Annotated in this window: 18 protein-coding genes; 9 read left to right on the forward strand and 9 right to left on the reverse strand. The window is 70.9% G+C overall.

Annotated elements, in window-relative coordinates; translation table 11 throughout:
- Positions 1-12: 12 nt before the first annotated feature.
- Positions 13-900 (reverse strand): 3-methyl-2-oxobutanoate hydroxymethyltransferase, encoded by an 888-nt coding sequence (gene panB, locus ACIQH8_RS10880; RefSeq protein ID WP_400998353.1) that lies wholly within the window; start codon positions 898-900, stop codon positions 13-15.
- An 87-nt stretch (positions 901-987) separates the two neighbouring features.
- On the opposite strand from panB, the gene glnA (ACIQH8_RS10885) reads away from it, so the two are divergent.
- Entirely contained in the window at positions 988-2325 is a 1338-nt protein-coding gene (glnA, locus tag ACIQH8_RS10885; protein WP_400998356.1) for a type I glutamate--ammonia ligase, read from the forward strand.
- A 13-nt stretch (positions 2326-2338) separates the two neighbouring features.
- A complete protein-coding gene (locus ACIQH8_RS10890) occupies positions 2339-5353 on the forward strand; it encodes a bifunctional [glutamine synthetase] adenylyltransferase/[glutamine synthetase]-adenylyl-L-tyrosine phosphorylase (RefSeq protein WP_400998359.1) in 3015 nt (1004 codons plus the stop codon).
- A gap of 84 nt (positions 5354-5437) precedes the next feature.
- Here ACIQH8_RS10890 and glnA (ACIQH8_RS10895) read toward each other — a convergent pair whose 3' ends face one another.
- A complete protein-coding gene (glnA, locus tag ACIQH8_RS10895; protein WP_400998362.1) occupies positions 5438-6862 on the reverse strand; it encodes a type I glutamate--ammonia ligase in 1425 nt (474 codons plus the stop codon).
- 138 nt (positions 6863-7000) lie between these two features.
- On the opposite strand from glnA (ACIQH8_RS10895), the gene ACIQH8_RS10900 reads away from it, so the two are divergent.
- Complete coding sequence (locus ACIQH8_RS10900) at positions 7001-7432, forward strand: RDD family protein (RefSeq protein ID WP_400998365.1); 432 nt, start codon at positions 7001-7003, stop codon at positions 7430-7432.
- Positions 7433-7532: 100 nt separating this feature from the next.
- Here ACIQH8_RS10900 and ACIQH8_RS10905 read toward each other — a convergent pair whose 3' ends face one another.
- The 3 genes from ACIQH8_RS10905 to lipB all read right to left on the reverse strand — a co-directional run bounded on the left by ACIQH8_RS10905 (position 7533) and on the right by lipB (position 9972).
- A complete protein-coding gene (locus ACIQH8_RS10905) occupies positions 7533-8255 on the reverse strand; it encodes a DUF4191 domain-containing protein (RefSeq protein WP_400998368.1) in 723 nt (240 codons plus the stop codon).
- A gap of 89 nt (positions 8256-8344) precedes the next feature.
- A complete protein-coding gene (gene lipA, locus ACIQH8_RS10910; protein WP_400998371.1) occupies positions 8345-9334 on the reverse strand; it encodes a lipoyl synthase in 990 nt (329 codons plus the stop codon).
- Positions 9331-9972, reverse strand: a complete 642-nt coding sequence (lipB, locus tag ACIQH8_RS10915; protein ID WP_400998374.1) for a lipoyl(octanoyl) transferase LipB — start codon at positions 9970-9972, stop codon at positions 9331-9333. The genes lipA and lipB overlap by 4 nt, the downstream gene beginning before the upstream one ends.
- A 270-nt stretch (positions 9973-10242) precedes the next feature.
- On the opposite strand from lipB, the gene ACIQH8_RS10920 reads away from it, so the two are divergent.
- Positions 10243-11736 carry a hypothetical protein gene (locus ACIQH8_RS10920; protein WP_400998377.1) on the forward strand — a complete coding sequence of 498 codons (1494 nt, stop codon included), beginning with the start codon at positions 10243-10245 and terminating at the stop codon, positions 11734-11736.
- Here ACIQH8_RS10920 and sucB read toward each other — a convergent pair.
- The 3 genes from sucB to ACIQH8_RS10935 all read right to left on the reverse strand — a co-directional run bounded on the left by sucB (position 11733) and on the right by ACIQH8_RS10935 (position 16279).
- Positions 11733-13274 carry a 2-oxoglutarate dehydrogenase, E2 component, dihydrolipoamide succinyltransferase gene (sucB, locus tag ACIQH8_RS10925; RefSeq protein ID WP_400998380.1) on the reverse strand — a complete coding sequence of 514 codons (1542 nt, stop codon included), beginning with the start codon at positions 13272-13274 and terminating at the stop codon, positions 11733-11735. The two genes, ACIQH8_RS10920 and sucB, sit on opposite strands and share 4 nt — an antisense overlap.
- Before the next feature lie 67 nt (positions 13275-13341).
- Positions 13342-14715: a dihydrolipoyl dehydrogenase gene (gene lpdA / locus ACIQH8_RS10930; RefSeq protein ID WP_400998383.1), complete on the reverse strand. Its 1374-nt coding sequence runs from the start codon at positions 14713-14715 to the stop codon at positions 13342-13344.
- A 94-nt stretch (positions 14716-14809) separates the two neighbouring features.
- Positions 14810-16279 (reverse strand): leucyl aminopeptidase, encoded by a 1470-nt coding sequence (locus ACIQH8_RS10935; RefSeq protein ID WP_400998386.1) that lies wholly within the window; start codon positions 16277-16279, stop codon positions 14810-14812.
- A gap of 115 nt (positions 16280-16394) precedes the next feature.
- On the opposite strand from ACIQH8_RS10935, the gene ACIQH8_RS10940 reads away from it, so the two are divergent.
- The 4 genes from ACIQH8_RS10940 (at position 16395) to ACIQH8_RS10955 (ending at position 20962) form a co-directional block, all read left to right on the forward strand.
- Positions 16395-17312 carry a proteasome assembly chaperone family protein gene (locus ACIQH8_RS10940; RefSeq protein ID WP_400998389.1) on the forward strand — a complete coding sequence of 306 codons (918 nt, stop codon included), beginning with the start codon at positions 16395-16397 and terminating at the stop codon, positions 17310-17312.
- 284 nt (positions 17313-17596) lie between these two features.
- Positions 17597-18961, forward strand: a complete 1365-nt coding sequence (locus ACIQH8_RS10945) for an RNA polymerase sigma factor (protein ID WP_400998392.1) — start codon at positions 17597-17599, stop codon at positions 18959-18961.
- A 7-nt stretch (positions 18962-18968) separates the two neighbouring features.
- A complete protein-coding gene (locus ACIQH8_RS10950; protein ID WP_400998395.1) occupies positions 18969-20225 on the forward strand; it encodes a Mur ligase family protein in 1257 nt (418 codons plus the stop codon).
- Positions 20222-20962, forward strand: coding sequence for a type 1 glutamine amidotransferase (locus ACIQH8_RS10955; RefSeq protein ID WP_400998398.1), 741 nt, complete (start codon positions 20222-20224; stop codon positions 20960-20962). Before ACIQH8_RS10950 ends, ACIQH8_RS10955 begins: the two co-directional genes overlap by 4 nt.
- Positions 20963-21037: 75 nt before the next feature.
- Here the strand turns inward: ACIQH8_RS10955 and ACIQH8_RS10960 are convergent, their stop codons facing one another.
- A complete protein-coding gene (locus ACIQH8_RS10960; RefSeq protein WP_155051263.1) occupies positions 21038-21271 on the reverse strand; it encodes a hypothetical protein in 234 nt (77 codons plus the stop codon).
- A gap of 145 nt (positions 21272-21416) precedes the next feature.
- Between ACIQH8_RS10960 and ACIQH8_RS10965 the strand changes: the two genes are divergently transcribed.
- The gene (locus ACIQH8_RS10965; protein ID WP_400998402.1) at positions 21417-23495 is read left to right on the forward strand and encodes a type IIA DNA topoisomerase subunit B; all 2079 of its coding nucleotides are present in this window, start codon (positions 21417-21419) and stop codon (positions 23493-23495) included.
- The last annotated feature ends 14 nt before the right edge of the window (positions 23496-23509 follow it).

Below are 23509 nucleotides of genomic sequence, written 5' to 3' on the forward strand. Positions count from 1 at the left end.
CGGTCCGCGCGCTCAGTACGAGTGCTCCTCCGTGGGGTAGGCGCCCGACGCGACATCCGCCGCCCACTCGCGCGCGGCGTCGCCGAGGATGCCGGCCAGGTTCGCGTACTGCTTCACGAACCGCGGGATGCGACCGGTCGTCAGGCCCGCCCAGTCGGTCCAGACGAGGAGCTGCCCGTCGCAGTGCGGTCCGCCGCCGACCGAGATCGTCGGGATGTGCAGGAGCTCGGTGACCTGCCGCGCGGCATCCGCCGGCACCATCTCGAGCACCACGGCGAACGCCCCGGCGTCCTGGATCGCCTGCGCGTCGGCGAGCAACTGCTTCACGCCCTCGCCGCGACCCTGGATGATGTGCCCGCCGAGGCCGTGCTCGCTCTGCGGCGTGTACCCGATGTGCGCCATGACCGGGATGCCCGCGCCGACGATGCGCCGGATCTGCTTCTGGCTACGTTCGCCGCCCTCGAGCTTCACCGCGTGCGCGCCCGCCTCCTTCATGAACCGGATGGCGGTGTGCAGGGCCTCGTCGGGGCCGTTCTCGTACGAGCCGAAGGGCATGTCGGCGACGACGAATGCGCGCTCGACCGCTCCGGCGACCGCCCGGGTGAGCGGGATCAGCTCGTCGACCGTGACCGGCAGGGTCGTCTCGTAGCCGAGGACGTTGTTGCCCGCGGAGTCGCCCACGAGGAGGAAGTCGATGCCCGCCTCGTCGAAGATGCGGGCCGTGAGCTGGTCGTAGCTCGTGAGCCCCGTGATCTTGATGCCGTCGCGCTTGGCGGTCTGGAAGTGCCGCGTCCGGACGCGCTTCGGGCCGCTCGGCGAGCTCGACGCGCCGCCGTACGGGTTCTCGGCCACGGGGGCCTCGGATGGGGTCGCTGCGCCGTCGGATGCGTGGTCGGACATGGCGCCAGTCTCGCACAGCACCGCCGTCATCCGGGCGGGACGGCCGGGCCCGACCGACTACGCTGAGAGCATCGAGGAAGGGTGTGCATGGACAAGCAGCGCGACTTCGTTCTCCGGACCATCGAAGAGCGAGGAGTCAAGTTCGTCAGGCTCTGGTTCACGGACGTCGTCGGCACGCTGAAGTCGGTCGCCATCGCGCCCGCCGAGGTCGAGGGCGCGTTCACCGAGGGCATCGGGTTCGACGGCTCGGCGATCGAGGGCCTCAGCCGGACCTTCGAATCCGACCTGCTCGCGTTCCCCGACCCGACGACCTTCCAGACCCTGCCGTGGCGCGGCGACATCGATCCGACCGCCCGGATGTTCTGCGACATCACGACTCCCGACGGCGAACCCGCGGTCGCCGACCCGCGCAACGTGCTGAAGCGCACGCTCGCGCGCGCCGCGGACGCCGGGTTCACGTTCTACACGCATCCCGAGATCGAGTTCTACCTGCTCAAGTCCTCGAAGTACGGCTCCGAGGGACCCCAGCCGGTCGACTCGGCGGGCTACTTCGACAACGTGCCCGGCGGTACCGCGCACGACTTCCGCCGCCGCTCGGTGCGGATGCTGGAGGACCTCGGCATCTCGGTCGAGTTCAGCCACCACGAGGCGGGCCCCGGCCAGAACGAGATCGACCTCCGCTACGCCGACGCGCTCACCACGGCCGACAACATCATGACCTTCCGCACCGTCGTGAAGGAGGTGGCGATCGAACAGGGCGTCTACGCCACGTTCATGCCGAAGCCGTTCTCCGACAAGCCCGGCTCGGGCATGCACACGCACCTCTCGCTCTTCGAGGGCGACGCGAACGCGTTCTACGAGCCGGGTGCGCAGTACCAGCTCTCCAAGATCGGCCGGCAGTTCATCGCGGGCCTGCTCCGCCACGCGAACGAGATCTCGGCCGTCACGAACCAGTTCGTGAACTCCTACAAGCGACTCTGGGGCGGTGATGAGGCGCCGAGCTTCATCTGCTGGGGCCACAACAACCGCTCGGCCCTCGTCCGCGTGCCGCTCTACAAGCCGAACAAGGGGCAGAGCGCGCGCGTCGAGTACCGTGCCATCGACTCCGCCGCGAACCCCTACCTGGCGTTCTCGCTGCTCCTCGCCGCCGGGCTCAAGGGCATCGAGGAGGGCTACGAGCTCCCCTCCGAGGCGGAAGACGACGTGTGGGCGCTGACCGACAGCGAGCGTCGCGCGCTCGGCTACCGGCCGCTGCCCGCGAGCCTCGACCACGCGATCGAGTACATGGAGACCTCCGAGCTCGTCGCCGACACGCTCGGCGAGCACGTCTTCAATTACGTGCTCGCGAACAAGCGAGCCGAGTGGCGCGACTACCGCACGCAGGTCACGCCGTTCGAACTGCAGCGCAACCTCGAGATCCTCTGACGGCCGGCACCGGATGACGCGCACCGCCCCGACCCTCGGAGCGCTCGCGCGCGCCGGATTCGACGACCTCGACCTCGCCGCGACGAACTCGGCCGAACTCGCGGATGCCGCGGGGATCGAGCCGGAGGCCCTCGTCGACGCCCTCGGCGCGGCCGCCGATCCCGACCAGGCGCTCCTCGAACTGCGGCGCCTGCACGAGCGTGCGCCCGAGTCGGTCGCCGCGATCGTCCACGATCCGGCTGCACTGGACCGGGCGGCGCGGCTGCTCGGCGCATCCCGCGGATTCGCCGAGTTCTTCCTCCGGAACCTCGACGAACTCGACCTCCTGCACGCGCCGCCGGCCGCGCCGCCGTCCGCGGAGCAGGCCGCATCCGAGCTGGTCGCGGTCGCGGCATCCGTCGACGCCTCCGTCTCCGAACTGGCGGACGCCGGAGCGCGCGCGCTCCGGGTGCGGTATCGACGATTGCTGGCCGCACTCGCGATCTGGGACCTCACCCGCAGCGATGCGGTCGACGCGCTCGACACCGCGGCCGCGGGACTCGCCGACCTCGCCGGGGGAGCCATCGAGGCCGCCCTGCACCTCGCGCGTCGGCTCGCGGGCCGCGAGGCGGGCGAGCCGGCCGCTCCTGGCCGGTATCCGACCACCGAGGTCGCCGCGACCCGCCTCGCCGTCATCGGCATGGGCAAGGCCGGTGCACGGGAGCTCAACTACGTCAGCGACGTCGACGTCATCTTCGTCGCGGAATCCGCCGACGAGGAGGTCGTTCCGACGGCTCGGGCCCTCGAGATCGCGACGAAGCTCGCCATGGCGATGATGCGCGCGATCGGCGAGCCCGGGATCGAGCCGCCGCTCTGGGAGGTCGACCCGAACCTCCGGCCCGAGGGCAAGGACGGCGCACTCGTGCGCACGCTCGAGTCGCACCTTCAGTACTACGACCGGTGGGCGAAGAGCTGGGAGTTCCAGGCGCTGCTCAAGGCCCGGCCGCTCGCCGGCGACCCCGGCCTCGGCGCACGGTACGCTGCGGGCGTCGCGCCGAAGGTCTGGTCGAGTTCGTCGCGCGAAGGGTTCGTCGAATCCGTCCAGCGGATGCGCGAACGGGTCACCGACCACATCCCGTCCGACGAGGTCGACGTCCAGTTGAAGCTCGGACCCGGCGGCCTCCGCGACATCGAGTTCACCGTCCAGCTCCTCCAGCTGGTGCACGGTGCGACCGACGAGGCGATCCGCCAGGCCGGGACCCTGCCCGCCCTCACGGCGCTCGCCGAACACGGCTACGTCGGCCGCGAGGAAGCCGCCGAGTTCTCCCGCGACTACCGGCTGCTGCGCGTCCTCGAGCACCGCCTGCAGCTCGCCCGCCTCCGGCGCACGCACCTGATGCCGCGCGACGACGCGGAGCGCCGCGTGCTCGCACGGGCGTCGGGGCTCGCGCGCACGTCGGGCGAGCTCACCGAGATCTGGCAGGCGACGCGGCGCCGTGTTCGAGGCCTGCACGAGCGCCTCTTCTACCGCCCGCTGCTCTCCGCGGTCGCGGCGCTGCCCGCCGACGGGCTGGAGCTCACGAGCGCGCAGGCGGAGGCGCGGCTCGCCGCGATCGGCTTCCAGGATCCGCGCGGAGCGCTCGCGCACATCGCCGCGCTGACTGCAGGGGTCTCGCGACGCGCCACGATCCAACGCCACCTCATGCCCGTGCTGATCTCCTGGTTCGCGGGCGGCGCCGACCCCGACTACGGTCTGCTCGCGTTCCGCCGGATCAGCGACGCCCTCGGCACGACGCACTGGTACCTGCGCCTGCTGCGCGACTCCTCGGACGCCGCGTCGCGGCTCACGCGCGTGCTCTCAGGATCCCGCTTCGCGGGCGAACTGCTGGAGCGGATCCCCGAGGCGGTCGCCTGGCTCGAGGATGTCGACGAACTGCGCCCGCGGCCGCTCTCGGCGCTGCGGGAGGAGGGCGACGCGGTGCTCGCCCGCCACGGCGAGCTCGATGCCGCGGCGAAGGTGATCCGGGCGATGCGCCGCCGCGAGGTCCTCCGGCTCGCCCTCGCGGCGATCCTCGACGTGTGCACCGTGGAGGAACTCGGACACGGGCTGAGCGACGTCGTCGAGGCCCACCTCGAATCGCTGCTCCGCGCGATCCGGCGCGGCGACGACGGCATCGAGTTCGCCGTGATCGGCATGGGCCGGTTCGGCGGGCGAGAGCTCGGCATCGCCTCCGACGCCGACATCCTGTACGTGTACCGGGCGACGACCGCCGAGCCCGACGCGGCGCACACGCGAGCGCTGAAGATCGTCTCCGAGCTCGTCCGGACGAGCGAGGACGCGCGGCTCCCGTTCGAGCTCGATGCCGGCCTTCGCCCCGAGGGTCGCAACGGCGTCGTCGCTCGCTCGCTCGAGGCCTATCGCGCGTACTACGCACGCTGGTCGCTCACCTGGGAGGCGCAGGCGCTGCTCCGGGCGCGCGGAGTGGCCGGCGATTCCGCGCTCGTCGCCGACTTCACGGAGCTGGCGGACACGGTCCGGTATCCGAGCGGCATCGCCGACCAGGAGGTCCGGGAGGTCAAGCGGATCAAGGCGCGCGTCGAGAACGAACGCCTCCCGCAGGGCGCCGATCCGACGCGCCACCTGAAGCTCGGACGGGGGTCGCTGAGCGACGTGGAGTGGTTCGTCCAGCTCATCCAGCTCGAGCACGCCGCCGAGGTTCAGGCACTGCGCACCACCTCGACGCTCGACGCGCTCTCGGCATCCGTCGAGGCTGGACTGATCGACGCGTCCGATGCCGAGACCCTCAGGGCCGCCTGGATCATGGCCTCGCGCGCCCGATCGGCGCTCACGCTCTGGCTCGACCGGACCACCGACGTACTGCCGGTCGAACGCACGCAGCTCGAGGGAATCGCACGCATCATGGGCTATCCGCCCGGCTCGGCCACCGCACTCGAGCACGACTACCTCGCCGTGACCCGGCGGGCGCGGGCGGTCTTCGAGCGCGGGTTCTACGGCGTCGAGCCGCGACGGGAACCGACCGTCGGCTGAGCCATCGGGCCGAGAACGACACGAGGGCCCGTGCCGCAGATGCGACACGGGCCCTCGGCTCTCTGGGGGGATGGGGGAGAGAGATCAGACGCCGTAGTACAGCTCGTACTCGAACGGGTGCGGACGCTGGGCCAGCGGCTTCAGCTCCTTCTCGCGCTTGTAGTCGATCCAGGTCTCGATGAGCTCCTTGGTGAACACGCCGCCCTCGAGCAGGAAGTCGTGGTCGGCCTCGAGCGCGTCGAGCACGGCGTCGAGCGAACCGGGGACCTGCGGGATGGCCTTGGCCTCCTCGGGCGGCAGCTCGTAGAGGTCCTTGTCGACCGGCTCGTGCGGCTCGATGCGGTTCTTGATGCCGTCGAGGCCCGCCATCAGCTGCGCGGCGAACGCGAGGTAGGGGTTGCCCGAGGCATCCGGTGCGCGGAACTCGATGCGCTTGGCCTTCGGGTTGGTGCCCGTGATCGGGATGCGGATCGCCGCCGAGCGGTTGCCCGCGGAGTACACGAGGTTGACCGGTGCCTCGAAGCCCGGCACGAGGCGGTGGTAGGAGTTCACGGTCGGGTTCGTGAACGCGAGGATCGCGGGGGCGTGCTTGAGGATGCCGCCGATGTACCAGCGCGCCACGTCGGAGAGCCCGCCGTAGCCGGCCTCGTCGTAGAACAGCGGCTTGCCGTCGTTCCAGAGCGACTGGTGGGTGTGCATGCCCGAACCGTTGTCGCCGAAGAGCGGCTTCGGCATGAACGTGGCGGTCTTGCCCCACTCGTTGGCCGTGTTCTTGACGATGTACTTGAACTTCAGGATGTCGTCGGCCGCGTGGACCATCGTGTCGAACTTGTAGTTGATCTCGCCCTGGCCCGCGGTGCCGACCTCGTGGTGCGATCGCTCGACCTCGAGGCCCGCCTCGATGAGCTTCAGCACGATGTCGTCGCGGAGGTCGGCGTGCTGGTCGACCGGCGACACGGGGAAGTAGCCGCCCTTGTAGGCGGTCTTGTTGGCGAGGTTCCCGCCTTCTTCCTCGCGGCCGGAGTTCCAGGCGCCCTCGCTCGAGTCGACCGAGAAGAAGCTGGAGTTCTGCTTCACCTCGTAGCGGACGTCGTCGAAGATGTAGAACTCCGCCTCCGGTGCGAAGAACGCGGTGTCGGCGATGCCGGTCGACGCAAGGTACTTCTCGGCCTTCTTGGCGACCTGACGCGGGTCCTTGCCGTAGATCTCGCCGTTGCGCGGGTTGTAGATGTCGAAGACCATGATCAGCGTCCGTTCGGCGCGGAACGGGTCGACGTAGGCCGTCGAGACGTCGGGGATGAGCTGCATGTCGGACTCGTGGATCGACGCGAACCCGCGGATCGAGGAGCCGTCGAACAGCTGGCCGACGGTGAAGAAGTCCTCATCGACGGTGGAGGCCGGGATGTTGAAGTGCTGCTGCACACCCGGAAGGTCGGTGAAGCGGATGTCGAGGAACTTGACGTCCGTCTCCTTGATGAACTTGAGGACTTCGGAAGAATCACTGAACATGTGACGGTGCTCCAAGGGAAGGTAGAGGGCGAGGACGCAGTCGTTCGACCGGTTGCGACGCTATCCGGATGGGGTTTCCCTGCCGTGACACCGATGTTTCGACCGTGTTACACGGCCGGCGCTCGGTAGACTCGTGCGGTGCCAGACCCCTCGACGCCGACCGGCGACATCCCCCCGAGCACCTACCCCGGCGAACGCCTGGGCCTTCCCGAGGAGGGCATCGGTTCGGTCGGACGCGTCGGGCGCCGCATCGCGGCGCTCATGATCGACTGGCTCATCGCGAACGTCATCGCGCTCCTCGTCGGCCCCTACGCCTCGACGGCGCAGTCCTGGGCGACGCTCGGCATCTTCGCCCTCATGCAGATCCTGTTCATCCCGACCATCGGCGGAAGCGTCGGCCATCGCCTGCTCGGCATGCGCGTGGTGCCGATCCGCGGCGGATGGATCGGGCTCTGGCGTCCGGTCGTCCGCACCCTCCTGCTCGTGGTCGTCGTCCCCGCGCTCGTCTGGGACTCGGACCAGCGCGGCTTCCACGACAAGGTCGCCGGCACGGTTCTGATCCGCGCCTGACCGGCGCCCTCGGCGGACCGGTACGTCCCGGTACTTCGGATGGCGGAGACGACCGCGGCATCCGCCCTGGTGAACGGATGCCGCGTGGAGTCGTCGCAGGTCAGCGCATGCGACCGCGCTGCGGACGCACCCGCATCGGGTCGACGCCCTTCGGAATGGGCAGCGGGGCCTGCAGCGAGTTGAGCCGGTTCGTGACCGCGAGGACCTCGGGCTTGGTGAGGCTGCGCTTGGTCTTCCGGAGCGTCGCGGCGAGGCGGTGCAATTCGACGGAGCCCTCCTCGTGTCCGACCGAGAGCGTGGTGACGGGGACGTTCGGGAGTACGCGCTCGACCTTGCGCTTCTCGTCGGCGAGCATGCGCTCGGTCCGCGAGCGAGGCCCCTCGCTGATGAGGGCGACCCCACCGCGCCCGACGGCGCGATAGACCGCATCCTGGGTCTTGCCGTTCACGGCGACCGGCATCTCGTTGCCGACCCAGCTGCCTCGGAGCCCGCTGCGGAGCACCGCACCGACCGCACCGGGCTGGCCGTCGATCTGCGAGTAGGCGGCGCGCTCCGCTCGGCGACCGAGGATCACCAGCGCGATGAGCAGGCCCGCGAGGACGCCGGCGATGATCCAGAGGGCGATCGTGAAGCCGTTGCCGCCGCTCAGCCAGAGGGCGAGGCCCAGGCCGACGGCGACGGGCGCCAGGAAGCCGAGGAGCATGAGCCACTGGGCGCTGGAGTCGTAGCGGCGGGTCATCTGGAAGACCTGCCACATCTGCTTCATGCGGCCGGGCTCCTTCGGGGGCTTGGGAGCGGACCCGGCGTCCTTGGTGCGTGCCATGCGTCAAGGATACCGGCGGCGACGGGGCCGCTCGGACCGCGCTTCGCGGATCCGAGCGGCCCCGTGCCATCCGTCGTGCACGGCCTCGTTCAGCCGACCGCCTGGGCGAATCCGAGCGACGCGTCGGCGAGGTGAGCGAGCTCTTCCGGGAGTTCGCGGCCCTTCGCGTGCATCGACTGCGCCCAGAGGCGCCCGGCGCGGTACGAGGAGCGAACGAGCGGCCCGGCGAGGACCCCGAGGAACCCGATCTCCTCGGCCTCCGCCTTCATCTCGACGAACTCCTCCGGACGCACCCATCGCGCGACCGGGAGGTGGCGCGGGCTCGGTCGGAGGTACTGCGTGATGGTGATGATGTCGGTGCCGGCGTCGTGCAGGTCGCGGAGCGCCTGCGAGACCTCCGCCCGCTCCTCGCCCATGCCGAGGATCAGGTTCGACTTCGTGATCAGTCCCGCATCGCGGCCCTGCGTGATCACGTCGAGCGAACGCTCGTAGCGGAACGCCGGGCGGATCCGCTTGAAGATGCGCGGGACCGTCTCGACGTTGTGCGCGAAGACCTCGGGGCGTGCGGAGAACACCTCGCCGAGCAGCTCGGGATTCCCGGAGAAGTCGGGCACGAGGATCTCGACGCCCGTGCCGGGGGACTGGGCGTGGATCTGGCGGATCGTCTCGGCATAGAGCCAGGCGCCCTCGTCGGGCAGGTCGTCGCGCGCGACGCCCGTGACCGTCGAATAGCGCAGCTGCATCCGCACCACGGACTCGGCGACGCGACGCGGTTCGTCGACGTCGTAGTCGGCGGGCCTGCCGGTGTCGATCTGGCAGAAGTCGCACCGCCGCGTGCACTGCGAACCGCCGATGAGGAAGGTCGCCTCGCGGTCCTCCCAGCACTCGTAGATGTTCGGGCAGCCCGCCTCCTGGCAGACCGTGTGCAGGTCCTCGCTCTTCACGAGCTGCTGGAGCTGGCGGTACTCGGGCCCCATCTTCGCGCGGGTCTTGATCCACTCGGGCTTGCGCTCGATGGGGGTCTCGGCGTTGCGGACCTCGAGGCGAAGCATCCGCCGCCCGCCGGGATCGGCGCTCATGCGGCCACCGCCGGAGCGAACTCGGCGTCGAGGCGGGCGCGGACCGCGCCGGCGACCTCGACGGGCGCGATGGTGCGTCCGAGCACGTTCGACATGGTCGTGACGCCCGCATCGCGGATGCCGCAGGCGACGATCTTCGCGTACGGCTCGAGCGAGTTCGAGCAGTTCAGGGCGAACCCGTGCATGGTCACGCCCTCGGCCACCCTGATGCCGATCGCGGCGATCTTCTCCTCGACGCCGTCGCGGACGATCCAGACCCCCGACCGGCCGTCGACGCGGCGGCCGTCGATGCCGAACCCGACGAGGACGTCGATCAGCACGCCCTCGAGCCGGCGGACGTAGCCGACGACGTCGATGGGCTCGGCGAGACGAAGGATCGGGTAGCCGACGAGCTGGCCGGGACCGTGCCAGGTGATCTTGCCACCGCGGTCGACATCGATGACGGGGGTGCCGTCGGTCGGTCGTTCGTCGGGGGCGGTCCGCTTGCCTGCGGTGTAGACCGGCTCGTGTTCGAGGAGGATGACGGTGTCCGGTCGCTGACCGGAGACCACCGCCTGGTGGACGGCGCGCTGGAGGGCGAGGCCCTCGTTGTACGGCACGGAGTTGGCGCTTAGCCCCGTGTCGACGTAGTCGAGCATGCGCCCAGTCTAGGCGGCGTCCCGTCCTCCACCGTCCGGTCGGCCGAGCGGTCGTGCACCGCGTGCGGCTCGGCCGCCTCCGGCGCCCGGAGCCCTGCGGCATCGTCGGTCCGCATGGCCCTCCGTTCGCGACGTGAGGCCCGCTCCGGTGGGCGTCGCAGCAACCTCCCCGCTCCAGTTCCTCCGACCGCGGACCCGCCGAGTCCTCCGACCACCGCGCTCGCGGGCTATCGGCTGCTTCGGCGGCTCGCGTCCGGCGAGCGGGCCGACGTGCACCTGGCGGTCGCGGAGCGATTCGCCGGGGCGTCGCCCGACGAGCGAGACCCGGCGCCCGTGATCGTGGTCCTGCGCGTCTACGACCGCGCCGCCGACGACGAGGCGATCGCGACGGAGATCGAGGCCATGGAGCACGATCCGACCGGCACCGTGCCTCGGCTCCTCGACCTCGCGACGCTCCCCGACGGTCGCGCCTGCGTCGTCGTCGAACGCATCGACGGCCGTTCGCTCGCCTCGATCCTCGACGCCGCGGACCTCTCGCCCGGGCAGGTCGTGACCGCGCTTGCGCCGCTGGTGGTCGCCACCCGAGACCTGGCGCGCCGTGATCTCGTCCATTCCCGCCTCGCGCCGTCCGACGTGCTCGTCGACGGGACCGGCCGTCCGCGGCTGATCGGACTCGGTGCGCTCGAGCGCACCGGCGCACGCGTCAGCGCTCCGGAGCGCACGGAGCGAGCCCGGCGGGCGCATGCCGCGCTCCTGGCACTGATGGAGGCGGTCGTGGACGCCTCGAGCGAACCCGGGCGCTTCCGCCCGCCGCTCGAACTCGCGCACCGAATGCTGCACGACCGCCCCTTCGCCCCCGACCACGCAGCGATCGAGCGTGCGCTGTTCGCCGTCGCCGATCCGACCCCGCTCGTGATCCCGATCCGACCGTCGCACGCCGGAGCCCTGCCGTCACGCGTGGTTCCGGTCCCGGTCGGGTCCGACCCCACTTCCCACCGAATGGAGCTCGCCCCGGGGCATCCGCTCCCGCCCGTCTCGGACGCGTCGCCGGTCGATCCGGCCTCGGCCCGAGAAGGCGAGGCACGACGGAGCGCGGCACGCCGACTCGGCGAACTGGCGCAACTGCCGGGTCTCGCCGATGGGTTGGGGCAGGCGATCGACGCAGGGGTCGTCGGGATCGCGCGTCAGCGGATCACGAAGTGGATGCGGCGACGGCCGGCCGTCCTCGCGACGGGGGGATTCGCGGGCGCGGCCGCCCTCGTCCTCCTGCTCACGGCGGTGCCGCCCGCTGCCGCCGGTCCGGAGGTCGCGGATCGATCGGTGGTCGCGCCGACGTCGCCCACGAGTTCGACCGTGGCGCCGTCGCCGGAGGCAGGGGCCGGAGAGGCGTCACCGAACGACGCCGACCCTCAACCTGACGGGGGAGCGACGGACGGTGGTGCGATCGTGCCGGACCACGGCGACCCGATCGAGGCGGCCGCCACGTTGCTCGAGATCCGAGCGGGATGCCTCGCCGGCCGCGACCTGGCGTGCATCGCCGCCTACGCGCAACCCGGTGCTCCGATCGAGGCGCGAGACCTCGCCGCGATCGCGTCGAGCGAGCCCGTCGCAGCGGTGCCGGCCGATCTCTCCGCGATCTCGGTCACCGCCGAACTCGGCGACGCGGTCGTGCTGAGCGTGCCGTTCGCTGACGAACGCGAACCGGCCTCGCTCCTGATGATGCGGAGCGAGGCCGGTTGGCGTCTGCGGGAATGGTTCGACTAGATGCCGAGGTCGCCCTCGAAGTCGCCTTCCTCGAGGCGGGCCTTGACCGCCGTCAGGAAGCGGGCCGCGTCGGCACCGTCGATGATGCGGTGATCGTACGACAGGGCGAGGTAGACCATCGAACGGATCGCGATCGCGTCGGAACCGTCCTCGGAGATCACGACCGGGCGCTTGACGACGACGCCCGTGCCCAGGATCGCGGTCTGCGGGAGGAACACGACCGGCGTGTCGAACAGCGCGCCGCGCGACCCGGTGTTGGTCAGCGTGAAGGTGCCGCCCGCGAGCTCGTCGGGCTTGAGCTGGTTGTTGCGGGTGCGCTCGGCCAGGTCGGCGATCTGGGCGGCGAGTCCGGCGATGTCGAGCTCGCCCGCATCGCGCACGACCGGCGTGAGCAGGCCGCGCTCGGTGTCGACCGCGATGCTGAGGTTCTCGTGCTCCGGGTAGACGATGGCGTCGCCGTCGACCGTCGAGTTGATGATCGGGTACGCGCGGAGCGCCTCGACCGCGGCCAGTGCGAAGAACGGCAGGAAGGACAGCTTGGTGCCGGTCTTCTCCTGGAACGTGCCCTTGACGCGGTCGCGGAGGCGTGCCACGCGGGTGACGTCGACCTCGACGACCGAGGTGAGCTGCGCCGTCGACTGCATCGACACGACCGCGCGCTCCGCGACCACCTTGCGCAGGCGGGTCATCGGCTGCGTGGTACCGCGCAGCGGGGACGTCTCGAGCGGCTGGCGCTCGGCCTTCGCGGCGGGCGCCTCGGCGGCGGGCGCGGGAGCGCCGGCCGAGAGCACGTCCTGCTTGCGGATGCGGCCGCCGACTCCCGTGCCGGTGACCGACGCGAGGTCGACGCCCTGCTCGTTCGCGAGCTTCCGGACGATCGGGGTCACGTAGCCGGAGGTTCCGGCGTGCGCGCCGCCCTGCTGGGCGGCCGGGGCCTGCTCGGGTGCCGGAGCCTGCTGAGCGGGGGCTGCGGACTGGGCGGCCGGGGCCTGCTCGGGTGCCGCGGGCGCGGTCGGCTGAGCCGGAGTCTCCTGGGCGGGGGCCTGCTGCGGGGCCGGGGCCGGAGCCTGCTGCGCCGGTGCCTCCTGGGGGGCCGGAGCCTGCTGCGCCGGTGCCTCCTGGGGGGCCGGAGCCTGCTGCGCCGGCGCCTCCTGGGGGGCCGGAGCCTCCTGGGGAGCGGGAGCGGGCTGCGCCGGTGCCTCCGCCGGAGCGGGAGCCTGGGCCGGCGCGGCCTCGGGAGCAGGAGCCTCGGCCTGAGCCTCGGCCTGCGGCTGCTCGGCGGGTGCATCTCCGCCGCCCGACCCGTCTCCGATGGTCACGAGCGCAGTGCCGACCTCGACGGTCTCGTCCTCCTGGACGAGGATCGCCTCGATGACGCCCGCGACGGGCGACGGGATCTCGGTGTCGACCTTGTCGGTCGAAACCTCGAGCAGCGGCTCGTCGACCTCGACTCGGTCTCCCACGTTCTTCAGCCAGCGGGTGACCGTGCCCTCGGTGACACTCTCGCCGAGTGCCGGGAGGCTGACGGATTCGCTCATTCGCTTGTCTCCTTCACAGCGTGTGACGCGTTCTAGCTTATTGCAGTCGTATTTCGGCGCGACGGGGTCAGAGCGCGTGGAGCGGCTTGCCCGCGAGCTTCAGGAACGCCTCGCCGAGTGCCTCGTTCTGCGTCGGGTGCGCGTGGATCAGCGGGGCGATGTCCTCGGGGTAGGCCTCCCAGTTCACGGCGAGCTGGGCCTCGCCGATGAGCTCGCCCACGCGGGCGCCGATCATGTGCACGCCCACCACCGGGCCGTCGTTGACGCGGACGACCTTGATCGATCCGCTCGTCTCGAGGATGTGGCTCTTGCCGTTGCCGGCGAGGTTGTACTCGTAGGAGGACACCTGGTCGGCGCCGAACTTCTCGGCAGCGCGCGCCTCGGTGTAGCCGACCGAGGCGACCTCGGGCTCGCAGTACGTGACCTTCGGGACGTTCACGTCCTCGACGATGATCGGATTCAGGCCCGCGATCTCCTCGGCGACGAAGATGCCCTGCTGGAATCCGCGGTGCGCGAGCTGGAGGCCGGGAACGATGTCGCCCACGGCGTAGACACCGGGAACGCTCGTCTCGAGGCGCTCGTTCGTGATGACGAAGCCGCGGTCGACAGTGACGCCGGCCTCTTCGTATCCGAGGTTCTGGGTGACCGGGCCGCGACCGACGGCGACGAGCAGCAGCTCGGCCTCCACGGTGTCGCCGTTCTCGAGCGTCACGACGACGCCGTCGTCGTGCTGCGTGACGCCCTGGAACCGGACGCCGAGCTTGTAGTCGATGCCGCGCTTGCGGAACGCGCGCTCGAGCTGCTTCGAGATCGACTCCTCCTCGTTGGGGACGAGGTGGGGGAGCGCCTCGATGATCGTGACCTCGGAGCCGAACGAGCGCCACACGCTCGCGAACTCCACGCCGATGACGCCGCCGCCGAGGATCGCCACCTTCTTCGGGACGAAGTCGAGCTCGAGCGCCTGCTCGCTCGTGATGACGCGACCTGCGATCTCGAGCCCGGGCAGCGAGCGCGAGTACGATCCCGTGGCGAGGACGACGTTCGTGCCGACGAGACGCTGGTCGCCGACGACGACGGTCTTCGGTCCCTCGAGGCGGCCCTCGCCCTCCACGACCGTGATTCCGCGAGCCTTGATGAGGCCCTGGAGGCCCTTGAACTTGCTCGAGACGATGCCCTCGCGGTAGCGGGTCACCGCCGCCACGTCGATGCCCTCGAAGCTGGACCTGACGCCGAACTTCTCCGACTCGCGCGAGCTGTCGGCCACCTCTGCCGCATGCAGGAGCGCCTTCGTCGGGATGCAGCCCCGGTGCAGGCACGTGCCGCCGAGCTTGTCCTTCTCGACGAGGGCCACGCTGAGGCCGAGCTGGACGGCGCGCAGCGCCGCCGCGTACCCCCCGCTGCCGCCTCCGAGGATGACGAGGTCAAAGTTCTGCTCGGACAAACGGAATCTCCCTTGCGCTTCGGATCTGCGGCGCGAGTCACCCGGTTTCGTGGCCGGGGAACGTCTGGGGCGAGGATCGCCCCAGACGACTGTACTACCTGGCGGAGACCCGTTCGCCCAGTGCGATGAGGGTGCGCACGGCCGCGCCGGTGCCGCCCGCCCCGGTGAATCCCCAGGGCGCGGCGGTGTTGTACGAGGGCCCGGCGATGTCGAGGTGCGCCCACGGGATCCGGGGGGAATCGTCGCCGTCGCGGTGACCGACGAACTGCTGGAGGAAGACGCCCGCGAGCAGCATGCCCGGCACCACGGTGCCGAGCTTCGTGTTCGCGAGGTCGGCCACATCGGACTTCAGCAGCGGGAGGAGGTCGTCGGGAAGCGGCATGGGCCAGGTGGGTTCGCCCGCGACATCCGCTGCCCCACGGATCTCGGCGACGAGGTCGTCCTCTCCCATGAGTCCCGTGATGCGGTTGCCCAGCGCCACGACCTGGGCGCCGGTGAGGGTCGCGACGTCGACGATCGCATCGGGCTGCTCCTCGCTCGCCGCGGCGAGCGCGTCGGCCATGACGAGGCGCCCCTCGGCGTCGGTGTTCAGCACCTCGACCGTCGTGCCGCCCTTCATCCGGATCACGTCGTTCGGCCGTGCCGCGGTGCCGGAGGGCATGTTCTCGGCCAGGCACAGCCATCCGGTCACCCGGACGGGCACGTCGAGCTCGGCGAGCGCGACGACCGCGGCGAGGACGGCGGCGGCGCCCGCCATATCGGACTTCATGCCGACCATCGAGGCGCCGGGCTTCAGCGAGAGCCCGCCGGAGTCGAACGTGATCCCCTTGCCGACCAGCGCGAGGTGAGCGGATGCCCCGGCCGGCGCGTACTCCAGGCGGACGAGTCGCGGCGGACGCGACGAGCCGCCGCCGACCGCCAGGATGCCGTTGAAGCCACCCTCGGCGAGAGCGGCCTCATCGTAGATGCGGACCATGACGCCCGCCGATTCGGCGGCCTGCGAGGCGAGGTCGGCGAGCACGGCGGGCGGCAGGTCGTTGGGGGCGGTGTTGACGAGATCCTTCGTCCGTGCGACCGCGGCGACGATGCGGCGGACGCGCTCGAGGCGGACGGCCTCGGCGTCGTGCGCGGTGTGGAGGAGGAGTTCCTCGGGGCCGGTCGGCCCCTCGCGGTACTCGGTGAACGTGTACGCACCGAGGGCGGCGCCCTCGACGAACGCCTCGGCGAGGTCGGCGTCGAGACCGCCGCCGGCGAGCGCGACCGACGTCGCGGAGGAGAGGGCGCGGAGCGCGGCACCGCCCGCGTGCCGCAGCGATGCGGCATCCGACGTCTCGCCGACGCCCGTCGCGACCACGAGGCCGTCGCCCTCCGGAGCCGGGAGCTTGGTGACCTCGTCGAGCCCGCCCTTGGCGCCCAGCCGTGCGAGGGCCGGGCCGACCCACTCGAACGCGCCGTCGACGAGCGGCGCGGGGCCGTCGCCGGCGCGGCGGACGGGCACGACGACGGCATCGGCGTCGGACGTGTCGGCGGGGGAGGTCGTGAGTTCGATCGAGGGAACGGACATGGCATCGATCGTAGGTGTTCCCCACGAGCGGACCCGCATCCGCTGTTCGCTCCGAGCGTTGCCGGCGCGACGTGGTCGCGGCCGGGTGCGGCGGGGCCCTCGGTACCCTTGACGTATGCGCGATCCCCGATCCCTGTACGAGCTGAACGCCGACGTCGAGGTGCCCCTCGGACTCCCGCTCGTCGCCGGGCTCACGGGGTTCGCCGACGCCGGATCGGCGGTCGCCCAGACCACGGAGTACCTGCTGACGACGCTCGACAGCGAGGTCGTGGCCACCTTCGACGCCGACCAGCTGCTCGACTACCGTGCGCGGCGCCCGGTGATCCTCTTCGAGGGCGACCACCTCACCGACTACCGGCCGCCGAGGCTCTCGCTCGACCTGGCGCGGGACGAGCTCGGTCAGCCCTTCCTGCTGCTCACGGGCTTCGAACCCGACTTCCAGTGGGAGCGCTTCGGTGCCGCGGTGCTCGGCCTCATCGAACGCTTCGAAGTGTCCTCGACCACATGGATCAACTCGATCCCGATGCCGGTGCCGCACACCCGGCCGATCGGCGTGACCGTGAGCGGGAACCGGACCGACCTCATCGAGGCGATGTCCGTGTGGCGGCCGACGACCCAGGTGCCGGCGAACGCGCTGCACCTCGTCGAGTACCGCCTGCAGACGCAGGGGCACCCGACGACGGGATTCGTGCTCCTGGTGCCGCACTACCTGTCGGACGCGGAGTTCCCGTCGGCCGCGGTCGCGGCGCTCGAGGCGGTGAGCGCATCGACGGGCCGCATCTTCCCGACGGATTCGCTGCGCGAGCAGGGGCGCGAGTTCACGGCACGCATCGACGAGCAGGTCGCCGAGAACGGCGAACTCGCGAAGCTGGTCCACACGCTCGAGGAACGTCACGACGACTACATGGAGGGCACGAGCCTGCGCTCGCCCCTCACGGACGAGGACGGCGAGCTCCCGTCTGCGGACGAGATCGGCGCCGAACTCGAGAAGTTCCTCGCCCGGCGGCGCAACCGCGACGTCGGCGACGCCTGACCGCATCGCGCGGGGAATGCCGGCACCGCGCCGGACGTTGCTGTGTGTGCAGGTCGAATCGCGCCCCGGAACCCGTGTCGTCGCGGGCGGTCGACGCGTCGCGGCCTGTATAATGGGGGGAAGGACCCGTTCTGGTCCGCCGTGCGACTCGCGTCGCCGCAGCTGCGGACTTGACATGGGTCCTCATCGTGTCCGAAATCACCGGGTCGCGACGCAGTCAGACCGCACGGCCGGCCCACCCAGGGGCAGGCGCCGTGCGACGGTGAGGAAGAGGTTCAGTACACATGGCAGCCAAGACCACCACGCCGACGACCGACGAGTCGGCCGAGGCGCCCCGCGCCGGGGGCTCGACCAAGCGGGCGCCGGCGTCGAAGTCGACGAAGGCCCCGGCCACCAAGGCCGCGTCGTCCAAGAGCACCGCATCGAAGAAGAGCGCCACGCCGGCGTCGAAGACGCCTCGAACGTCGACCGCGAAGGGCGCGAAGGCGAAGAGCGCCAAGGCGAAGGGCGCCGACAACACCGACGAGGAGGAGCTCGACGACGACGCCGAGATCGAGGTCGCCGCGGCCGAGGACACCTCCGACGAGGCGGCCGGCGAGGAGTCGAGCGACGAGTCCGGCGACGACGAGGAGGCCAAGCCGGCGGCCATCGAGCCCCACCCGACCGGCGCGATCGTCCTCCGTGCGTCCGACGACGAGGACGAGATCCCCGTCTACTCCACGACCATCACCGGCGCGACGGCCGATCCGGTCAAGGACTACCTCAAGCAGATCGGAAAGGTCGCGCTCCTGAACGCGGCCGAAGAGGTCGAGCTGGCGATGCGGATCGAGGCGGGCCTGTTCGCCGAGGAGAAGCTCTCGCACATGTCCGACGCCGAGAAGCGCTCGCAGCTCGGTCGTGAGCTGCAGTGGGTGGCCCGCGACGGCCAGCGGGCCAAGAGCCACCTGCTCGGCGCGAACCTCCGCCTCGTGGTCTCGCTCGCGAAGCGCTACACGGGCCGCGGCATGCAGTTCCTGGACCTCATCCAGGAGGGCAACCTGGGCCTCATCCGTGCGGTCGAGAAGTTCGACTACACGAAGGGCTTCAAGTTCTCGACCTACGCGACGTGGTGGATCCGCCAGGCGATCACCCGCGCGATGGCCGACCAGGCCCGCACCATCCGCATCCCCGTGCACATGGTCGAGGTCATCAACAAGCTGGCACGCGTCCAGCGGCAGATGCTCCAGGACCTGGGCCGCGAGCCCACCCCGGAGGAGCTGTCGAAGGAACTCGACATGACCCCCGAGAAGGTCATCGAGGTGCAGAAGTACGGTCGCGAGCCGATCTCGCTGCACACCCCGCTCGGCGAGGACGGCGACAGCGAGTTCGGCGACCTCATCGAGGACACCGAGGCGGTCGTCCCGGCCGACGCGGTCGGGTTCACGATGCTGCAGAAGCAGCTGGAGTCGCTGCTCGACTCCCTGAGCGAGCGCGAGGCGGGCGTCATCCGCATGCGCTTCGGCCTCGGCGACGGCATGCCGAAGACGCTCGACCAGATCGGCGACACCTTCGGCGTGACGCGCGAGCGCATCCGCCAGATCGAGTCGAAGACGATGGCGAAGCTCCGCCACCCGTCGCGCTCCCAGTCGCTCCGCGACTACCTCGAGTAGGCCGCACGTGAAGTACGCGCCGGCGATCCTCGTCGGCCGGCTCACCAGGGTCGCCGCCCGGCTGCGCAAGCCGGGCGGCGGTTCGGCGGTGCCCGGCCTCGTCGTCAACACGATCGCCCCCGGCTACCTCCGCACGACGCTCTCCGGGTTCCCCCGCGGCCTCGTCGTCGTCTCCGGCTCGAGCGGCAAGTCCACGACGACGAAGATGCTCGTCGCGATCCTCCGAGCGCACGGCGAGTCGGTCTTCACGAATCCCTCGACCGCGAACATCAGCCAGGGTCTCACGTCCGCGCTGCTCGAGCAGGCCGACTGGCGCGGGCGGGTTCCGGGCGACGTCGCGGTGCTCGAGATGGACGAGGGCCACGGCGCGCGCGTCATGGCGGGCGTCGACGCCAGGGTCGTGACGCTGACCAACGTCATGGTCGACCAGATCGACCGATTCCACGACTCCGAGATGGTCGCCGACATGCTCGCGACGATCGCGGCACGCGCGCACGGCTCCGTCGTCGTGAACGCCGACGACGCCTACCTGGAGCGGATCGCCGCCGGGCTCGGCGAGGGCGTCGAGGTCCGGCGGTTCGGCGTCTCGCCGGAGGTCCTCGCCGCAGCCCCCCGCGGACTCGGACACACCGAGACGAATCCGGTGCGCCTCGACCGGGCCGCCGGCGTGGTCGTGGCATCCGTCGACGGGGCATCGGCCGTCCTGGCGGATGCCGGTCTCGACGTCGCGATCGGGCTGCCCGCACGTGGCACGCACTACGCCGTCGACGCGGCCGCCGCGTACGCGACCGCGCGCGCCGTCCTCGGGGAGCAGTTCGACCCGGAGATCGCCGCACGGGCACTCAGCGCCATCCCGGCCGTCTTCGGACGTGGCGAGCGCGTGAGCGTCCGCGGGCAGGAGGTGGACTTCGTGCTCGTGCAGAACCCCGCGAGCTATCAGCTCAACGTCGACAGCATCGCCCCGGGCACCGAGCAGATCCTCTTCGCGGTCGGGTCCGACGTGCGCGACCCGTCCTACTTCTGGCCGACGGATGCCTCGTCCCTCGGCCGGATCTCGATCGTGAGCGGATCGAAGGCCGACGAGGCCGCCCTGATGCTCGCGTACGACGGCGTCGGGATCGATCGCGTCGAGCACGACCTCGGCCGCGCACTCGACGACTTCCTGGCTGCGCCCGCCCCGGCGGTCGGCGTGAAGACGATCGTCTTCACCGCCGACGCCATGCGGCGGACGCGTGCGCACCTCGGCCTCACTGGAGCGGAATGACCCTCACCATCGTCTCGTTGCTGCCCTCGCTGCAGAACACGAACGGCGACGCCGAGAACGCCGCCGTCCTCGCCGCGCGTGCCCGATGGGCCGGCCTCGACGTGCGGGTCGTTCCGGTCGAGGCGCCCGAGGACCTGCCCGAGCGGGTCGACGCCGTCGTGCTCGGTTCGGGGAGCGACTCGTCGCTCGAGCGGAGCCGTCAGGTCCTGCTCGGACTCCACGACGACCTCCGCCGGTGGGGCACCGAGGGCGTTCCGATCCTCGCGGTCGGCACCGGGTGGGAGCTGCTCGGCTGGGGCATCGAACTGCCCGACGGTGGGAGCATCGAGGGCCTCGGCATCCTCGCGGGGCGCGCGGTTCCGCGCGACGGCCGTGTCGCGGGCGACCTGGTGGTCGCGGCCTCCGGCGGCCTCGGCCTCCTCGTGGGATTCGAGAACCACGCGCGCGACTACGTCGGTGCGGAGGCCTCGCCCCTGGGGCGGGTCCGGGCCGGTTCGGGCAACGGTCGCGGCTCCGGCCAGGAGGGCGTGCGCATGGGCGACGTCATCGGCACGCACCTGCACGGGCCGGTGCTCGCCAAGAACCCGCAGCTCGCCGACGCGATGCTGGTGCGCGCGTGCGAGCGCGCGGGGCTCGAGTACGCGCCGGGGGAGCGGGCCCACGAGGTCGACCGGTACGCCGCCGCCGCCCGCGCACAGCAGCTGCGCGCCGCGGGCGTGGCGGCCTCCGCCACCTGAGCTCGCGAACGACGTCATCACGAACGAACGCCCCCGGATTCCTCCGGGGGCGTTCTCGTCGTCGTGGGACGCGCGTCAGTTGCGCGTGTCGGTGAGGAGCCTGCTCGACTCGTCGTGCCAGCTGTGGGCGATCTGCGACAGCTTCTCCTCGTGCTTGCGACCGTGGTGGGCGCAGAAGAGGAGCTCGCCGCTCGCGACGACCACGCGGATGTAGGCCTGAGCGCCGCAGGCGTCGCAACGGTCGAGCGCCGTGAGCTCGTGCGGGGTGTCGAGTTCGTCGACCGCACCGGTGTCGGTGGTCTGGTTCATGGCGCCTCCTCCGTAGATCACGAGCCGTTTCCGTCACTCAATGAAAACACGACTCCACCCGCGAACCTTCCGTGCGGCGCTGCATTTCGCTCTGCGCGAAGCGCCTGGGCGGGAACGGGGGCGGCCCTCACTAGGCTTGTGCGACGTGAGCTCCGACTATTCCGCCCGCCATCTCTCCGTCCTCGAGGGCCTGGAGGCGGTCCGCAAGCGACCGGGCATGTACATCGGCTCGACCGACTCGCGCGGGCTGATGCACTGCCTCTGGGAGATCATCGACAACTCGGTCGATGAGGCGCTCGCGGGCCACGGCACCGAGATCGACGTCGTGCTGCATGCCGACGACAGCGTCGAGGTGCGCGACCGCGCCCGCGGCATCCCGGTCGACGTGGAGCCGAAGACCGGCCTCACCGGCGTCGAGGTCGTGTTCACGAAGCTGCACGCCGGCGGCAAGTTCGGGTCCGGCTCGTACTCCGCCTCGGGCGGGCTCCACGGTGTCGGGGCGTCGGTCGTCAACGCCCTCTCCGAGCGCCTCGACGTCGAGGTCGACCGCGGCGGGGCAACGTGGGCCATGTCGTTCCACCGCGGCGAACCGGGCGTCTTCGACGACACGGGAGCGCCGTCGCCGGCCGCGGTGTTCCGCCCGTTCGAGCAGTCGAGCGAACTGCGCAAGGTCGGGCGTGTCGCCAAGGCGGTGACGGGCACGCGCGTCCGCTACTGGGCCGACCCGCAGATCTTCGCTCGCGGCGCGAGCTTCCAGCTCGAAGACCTCCTGAACCGCGCCAGACAGACCGCGTTCCTCGTTCCGGGCCTCGCGATCACGGTCTCAGACGAGCGTGGCGAGGAGCCGGAGACGCACCGATTCCACTTCGAGGGCGGGATCTCCGAGTTCGCGGAGCACCTCTCGGTCGACGGGCCCGTCACCGACGTCTGGCGCCTGACCGGCGACGGCCGCTTCACCGAGACCGTGCCGGTGTTGAACGACCACGGCGCGATGATCCCGACCGATGTCGAGCGGCACTGCCACGTCGACATCGCGCTGCGATGGGGCACGGGGTACGACACGGTGATGCGCAGCTTCGTGAACATCATCGCGACGCCCAAGGGCGGCACGCACCAGTCCGGCTTCGAGCAGGGGCTGCTGAAGTTCATCCGACAGCAGGTCGAACAGAACGCCCGGCGCCTGAAGGTCGGCAACGACAAGCTCGACAAGGACGACGTGCTCGCCGGTCTCACCGCGGTGCTCACCGTGCGACTGCCCGAGCCGCAGTTCGAGGGGCAGACGAAAGAGGTCCTCGGCACGCCGGCGGTGCGCTCGATCGTGGCCTCCGTCGTGCAGAAGGCGCTCGGCGAGCGCTTCGCGTCGACGAAGCGCGACGACAAGGCGCAGACGTCGATGGTGCTCGAGAAGGTAGTCTCCGAGATGAAGGCGCGCATCTCGGCGCGCACCCACAAAGAGACGCAGCGGCGCAAGAACGCCCTCGAGACCTCGTCGCTTCCGGCGAAGCTGGTCGACTGCCGGTCGACGGATGTCGCGCAGAGCGAGCTGTTCATCGTCGAGGGCGACTCGGCCCTCGGGACCGCGAAGCTCGCGCGCGACAGCGAGCACCAGGCGCTCCTGCCGATCCGCGGCAAGATCCTCAACGTGCAGAAGGCGTCCATCGCCGACATGCTCGGCAACGCGGAGTGCGCCTCGATCATCCAGGTGATCGGGGCGGGTTCGGGCCGGAGCTTCGATCTCTCGGCGGCGCGCTACGGCAAGGTCATCATCATGAGCGACGCCGACGTCGACGGCGCCCACATCCGCACCCTGCTGCTCACGCTCTTCTTCCGCTACATGCGCCCGATGATCGAGGACGGCCGCGTCTTCGCGGCGGTGCCGCCGCTGCATCGGGTCGTGGTCATGAACCCCGGTTCGAAGCCGAACGACGTGATCTACACGTACTCCGAGAAGGAACTCGCGGGCGTGCTGGCGACGCTCCGGAAGCAGGGCAAGCGGTACCAGGACCCGATCCAGCGCTACAAGGGCCTCGGCGAGATGGACGCCGACCAGCTCGCATCGACCACGATGGACCGACGGCACCGAACGCTCCGGCGGGTTGGCGTGGCCGACGCCGAGAATGCCGGACGCGTGTTCGAGCTCCTCATGGGCAACGAGGTCGCCCCGCGCAAGGAGTTCATCGTCGACAGCGCCGCGGCGCTCACGCGCGACCGCATCGACGCCTGAACGCGCCCGCGAAC

Origin of the sequence: Agromyces sp. GXQ0307 (genome assembly GCF_044769845.1) — a bacterium.
Lineage (GTDB): Bacteria > Actinomycetota > Actinomycetes > Actinomycetales > Microbacteriaceae > Agromyces.

Coding starts and splice junctions, on each gene's coding strand:
- panB (WP_400998353.1), bottom strand. CDS start 900: ATGTCCGACCACGCATCCGACGGCGCAGCGACCCCATCCGAGGCCCCC.
- glnA (WP_400998356.1), top strand. CDS start 988: ATGGACAAGCAGCGCGACTTCGTTCTCCGGACCATCGAAGAGCGAGGA.
- ACIQH8_RS10890 (WP_400998359.1), top strand. CDS start 2,339: ATGACGCGCACCGCCCCGACCCTCGGAGCGCTCGCGCGCGCCGGATTC.
- glnA (WP_400998362.1), bottom strand. CDS start 6,862: ATGTTCAGTGATTCTTCCGAAGTCCTCAAGTTCATCAAGGAGACGGAC.
- ACIQH8_RS10905 (WP_400998368.1), bottom strand. CDS start 8,255: ATGGCACGCACCAAGGACGCCGGGTCCGCTCCCAAGCCCCCGAAGGAG.
- lipA (WP_400998371.1), bottom strand. CDS start 9,334: ATGAGCGCCGATCCCGGCGGGCGGCGGATGCTTCGCCTCGAGGTCCGC.
- lipB (WP_400998374.1), bottom strand. CDS start 9,972: ATGCTCGACTACGTCGACACGGGGCTAAGCGCCAACTCCGTGCCGTAC.
- sucB (WP_400998380.1), bottom strand. CDS start 13,274: ATGAGCGAATCCGTCAGCCTCCCGGCACTCGGCGAGAGTGTCACCGAG.
- ACIQH8_RS10935 (WP_400998386.1), bottom strand. CDS start 16,279: ATGTCCGTTCCCTCGATCGAACTCACGACCTCCCCCGCCGACACGTCC.
- ACIQH8_RS10940 (WP_400998389.1), top strand. CDS start 16,395: ATGCGCGATCCCCGATCCCTGTACGAGCTGAACGCCGACGTCGAGGTG.
- ACIQH8_RS10945 (WP_400998392.1), top strand. CDS start 17,597: ATGGCAGCCAAGACCACCACGCCGACGACCGACGAGTCGGCCGAGGCG.
- ACIQH8_RS10955 (WP_400998398.1), top strand. CDS start 20,222: ATGACCCTCACCATCGTCTCGTTGCTGCCCTCGCTGCAGAACACGAAC.
- ACIQH8_RS10960 (WP_155051263.1), bottom strand. CDS start 21,271: ATGAACCAGACCACCGACACCGGTGCGGTCGACGAACTCGACACCCCG.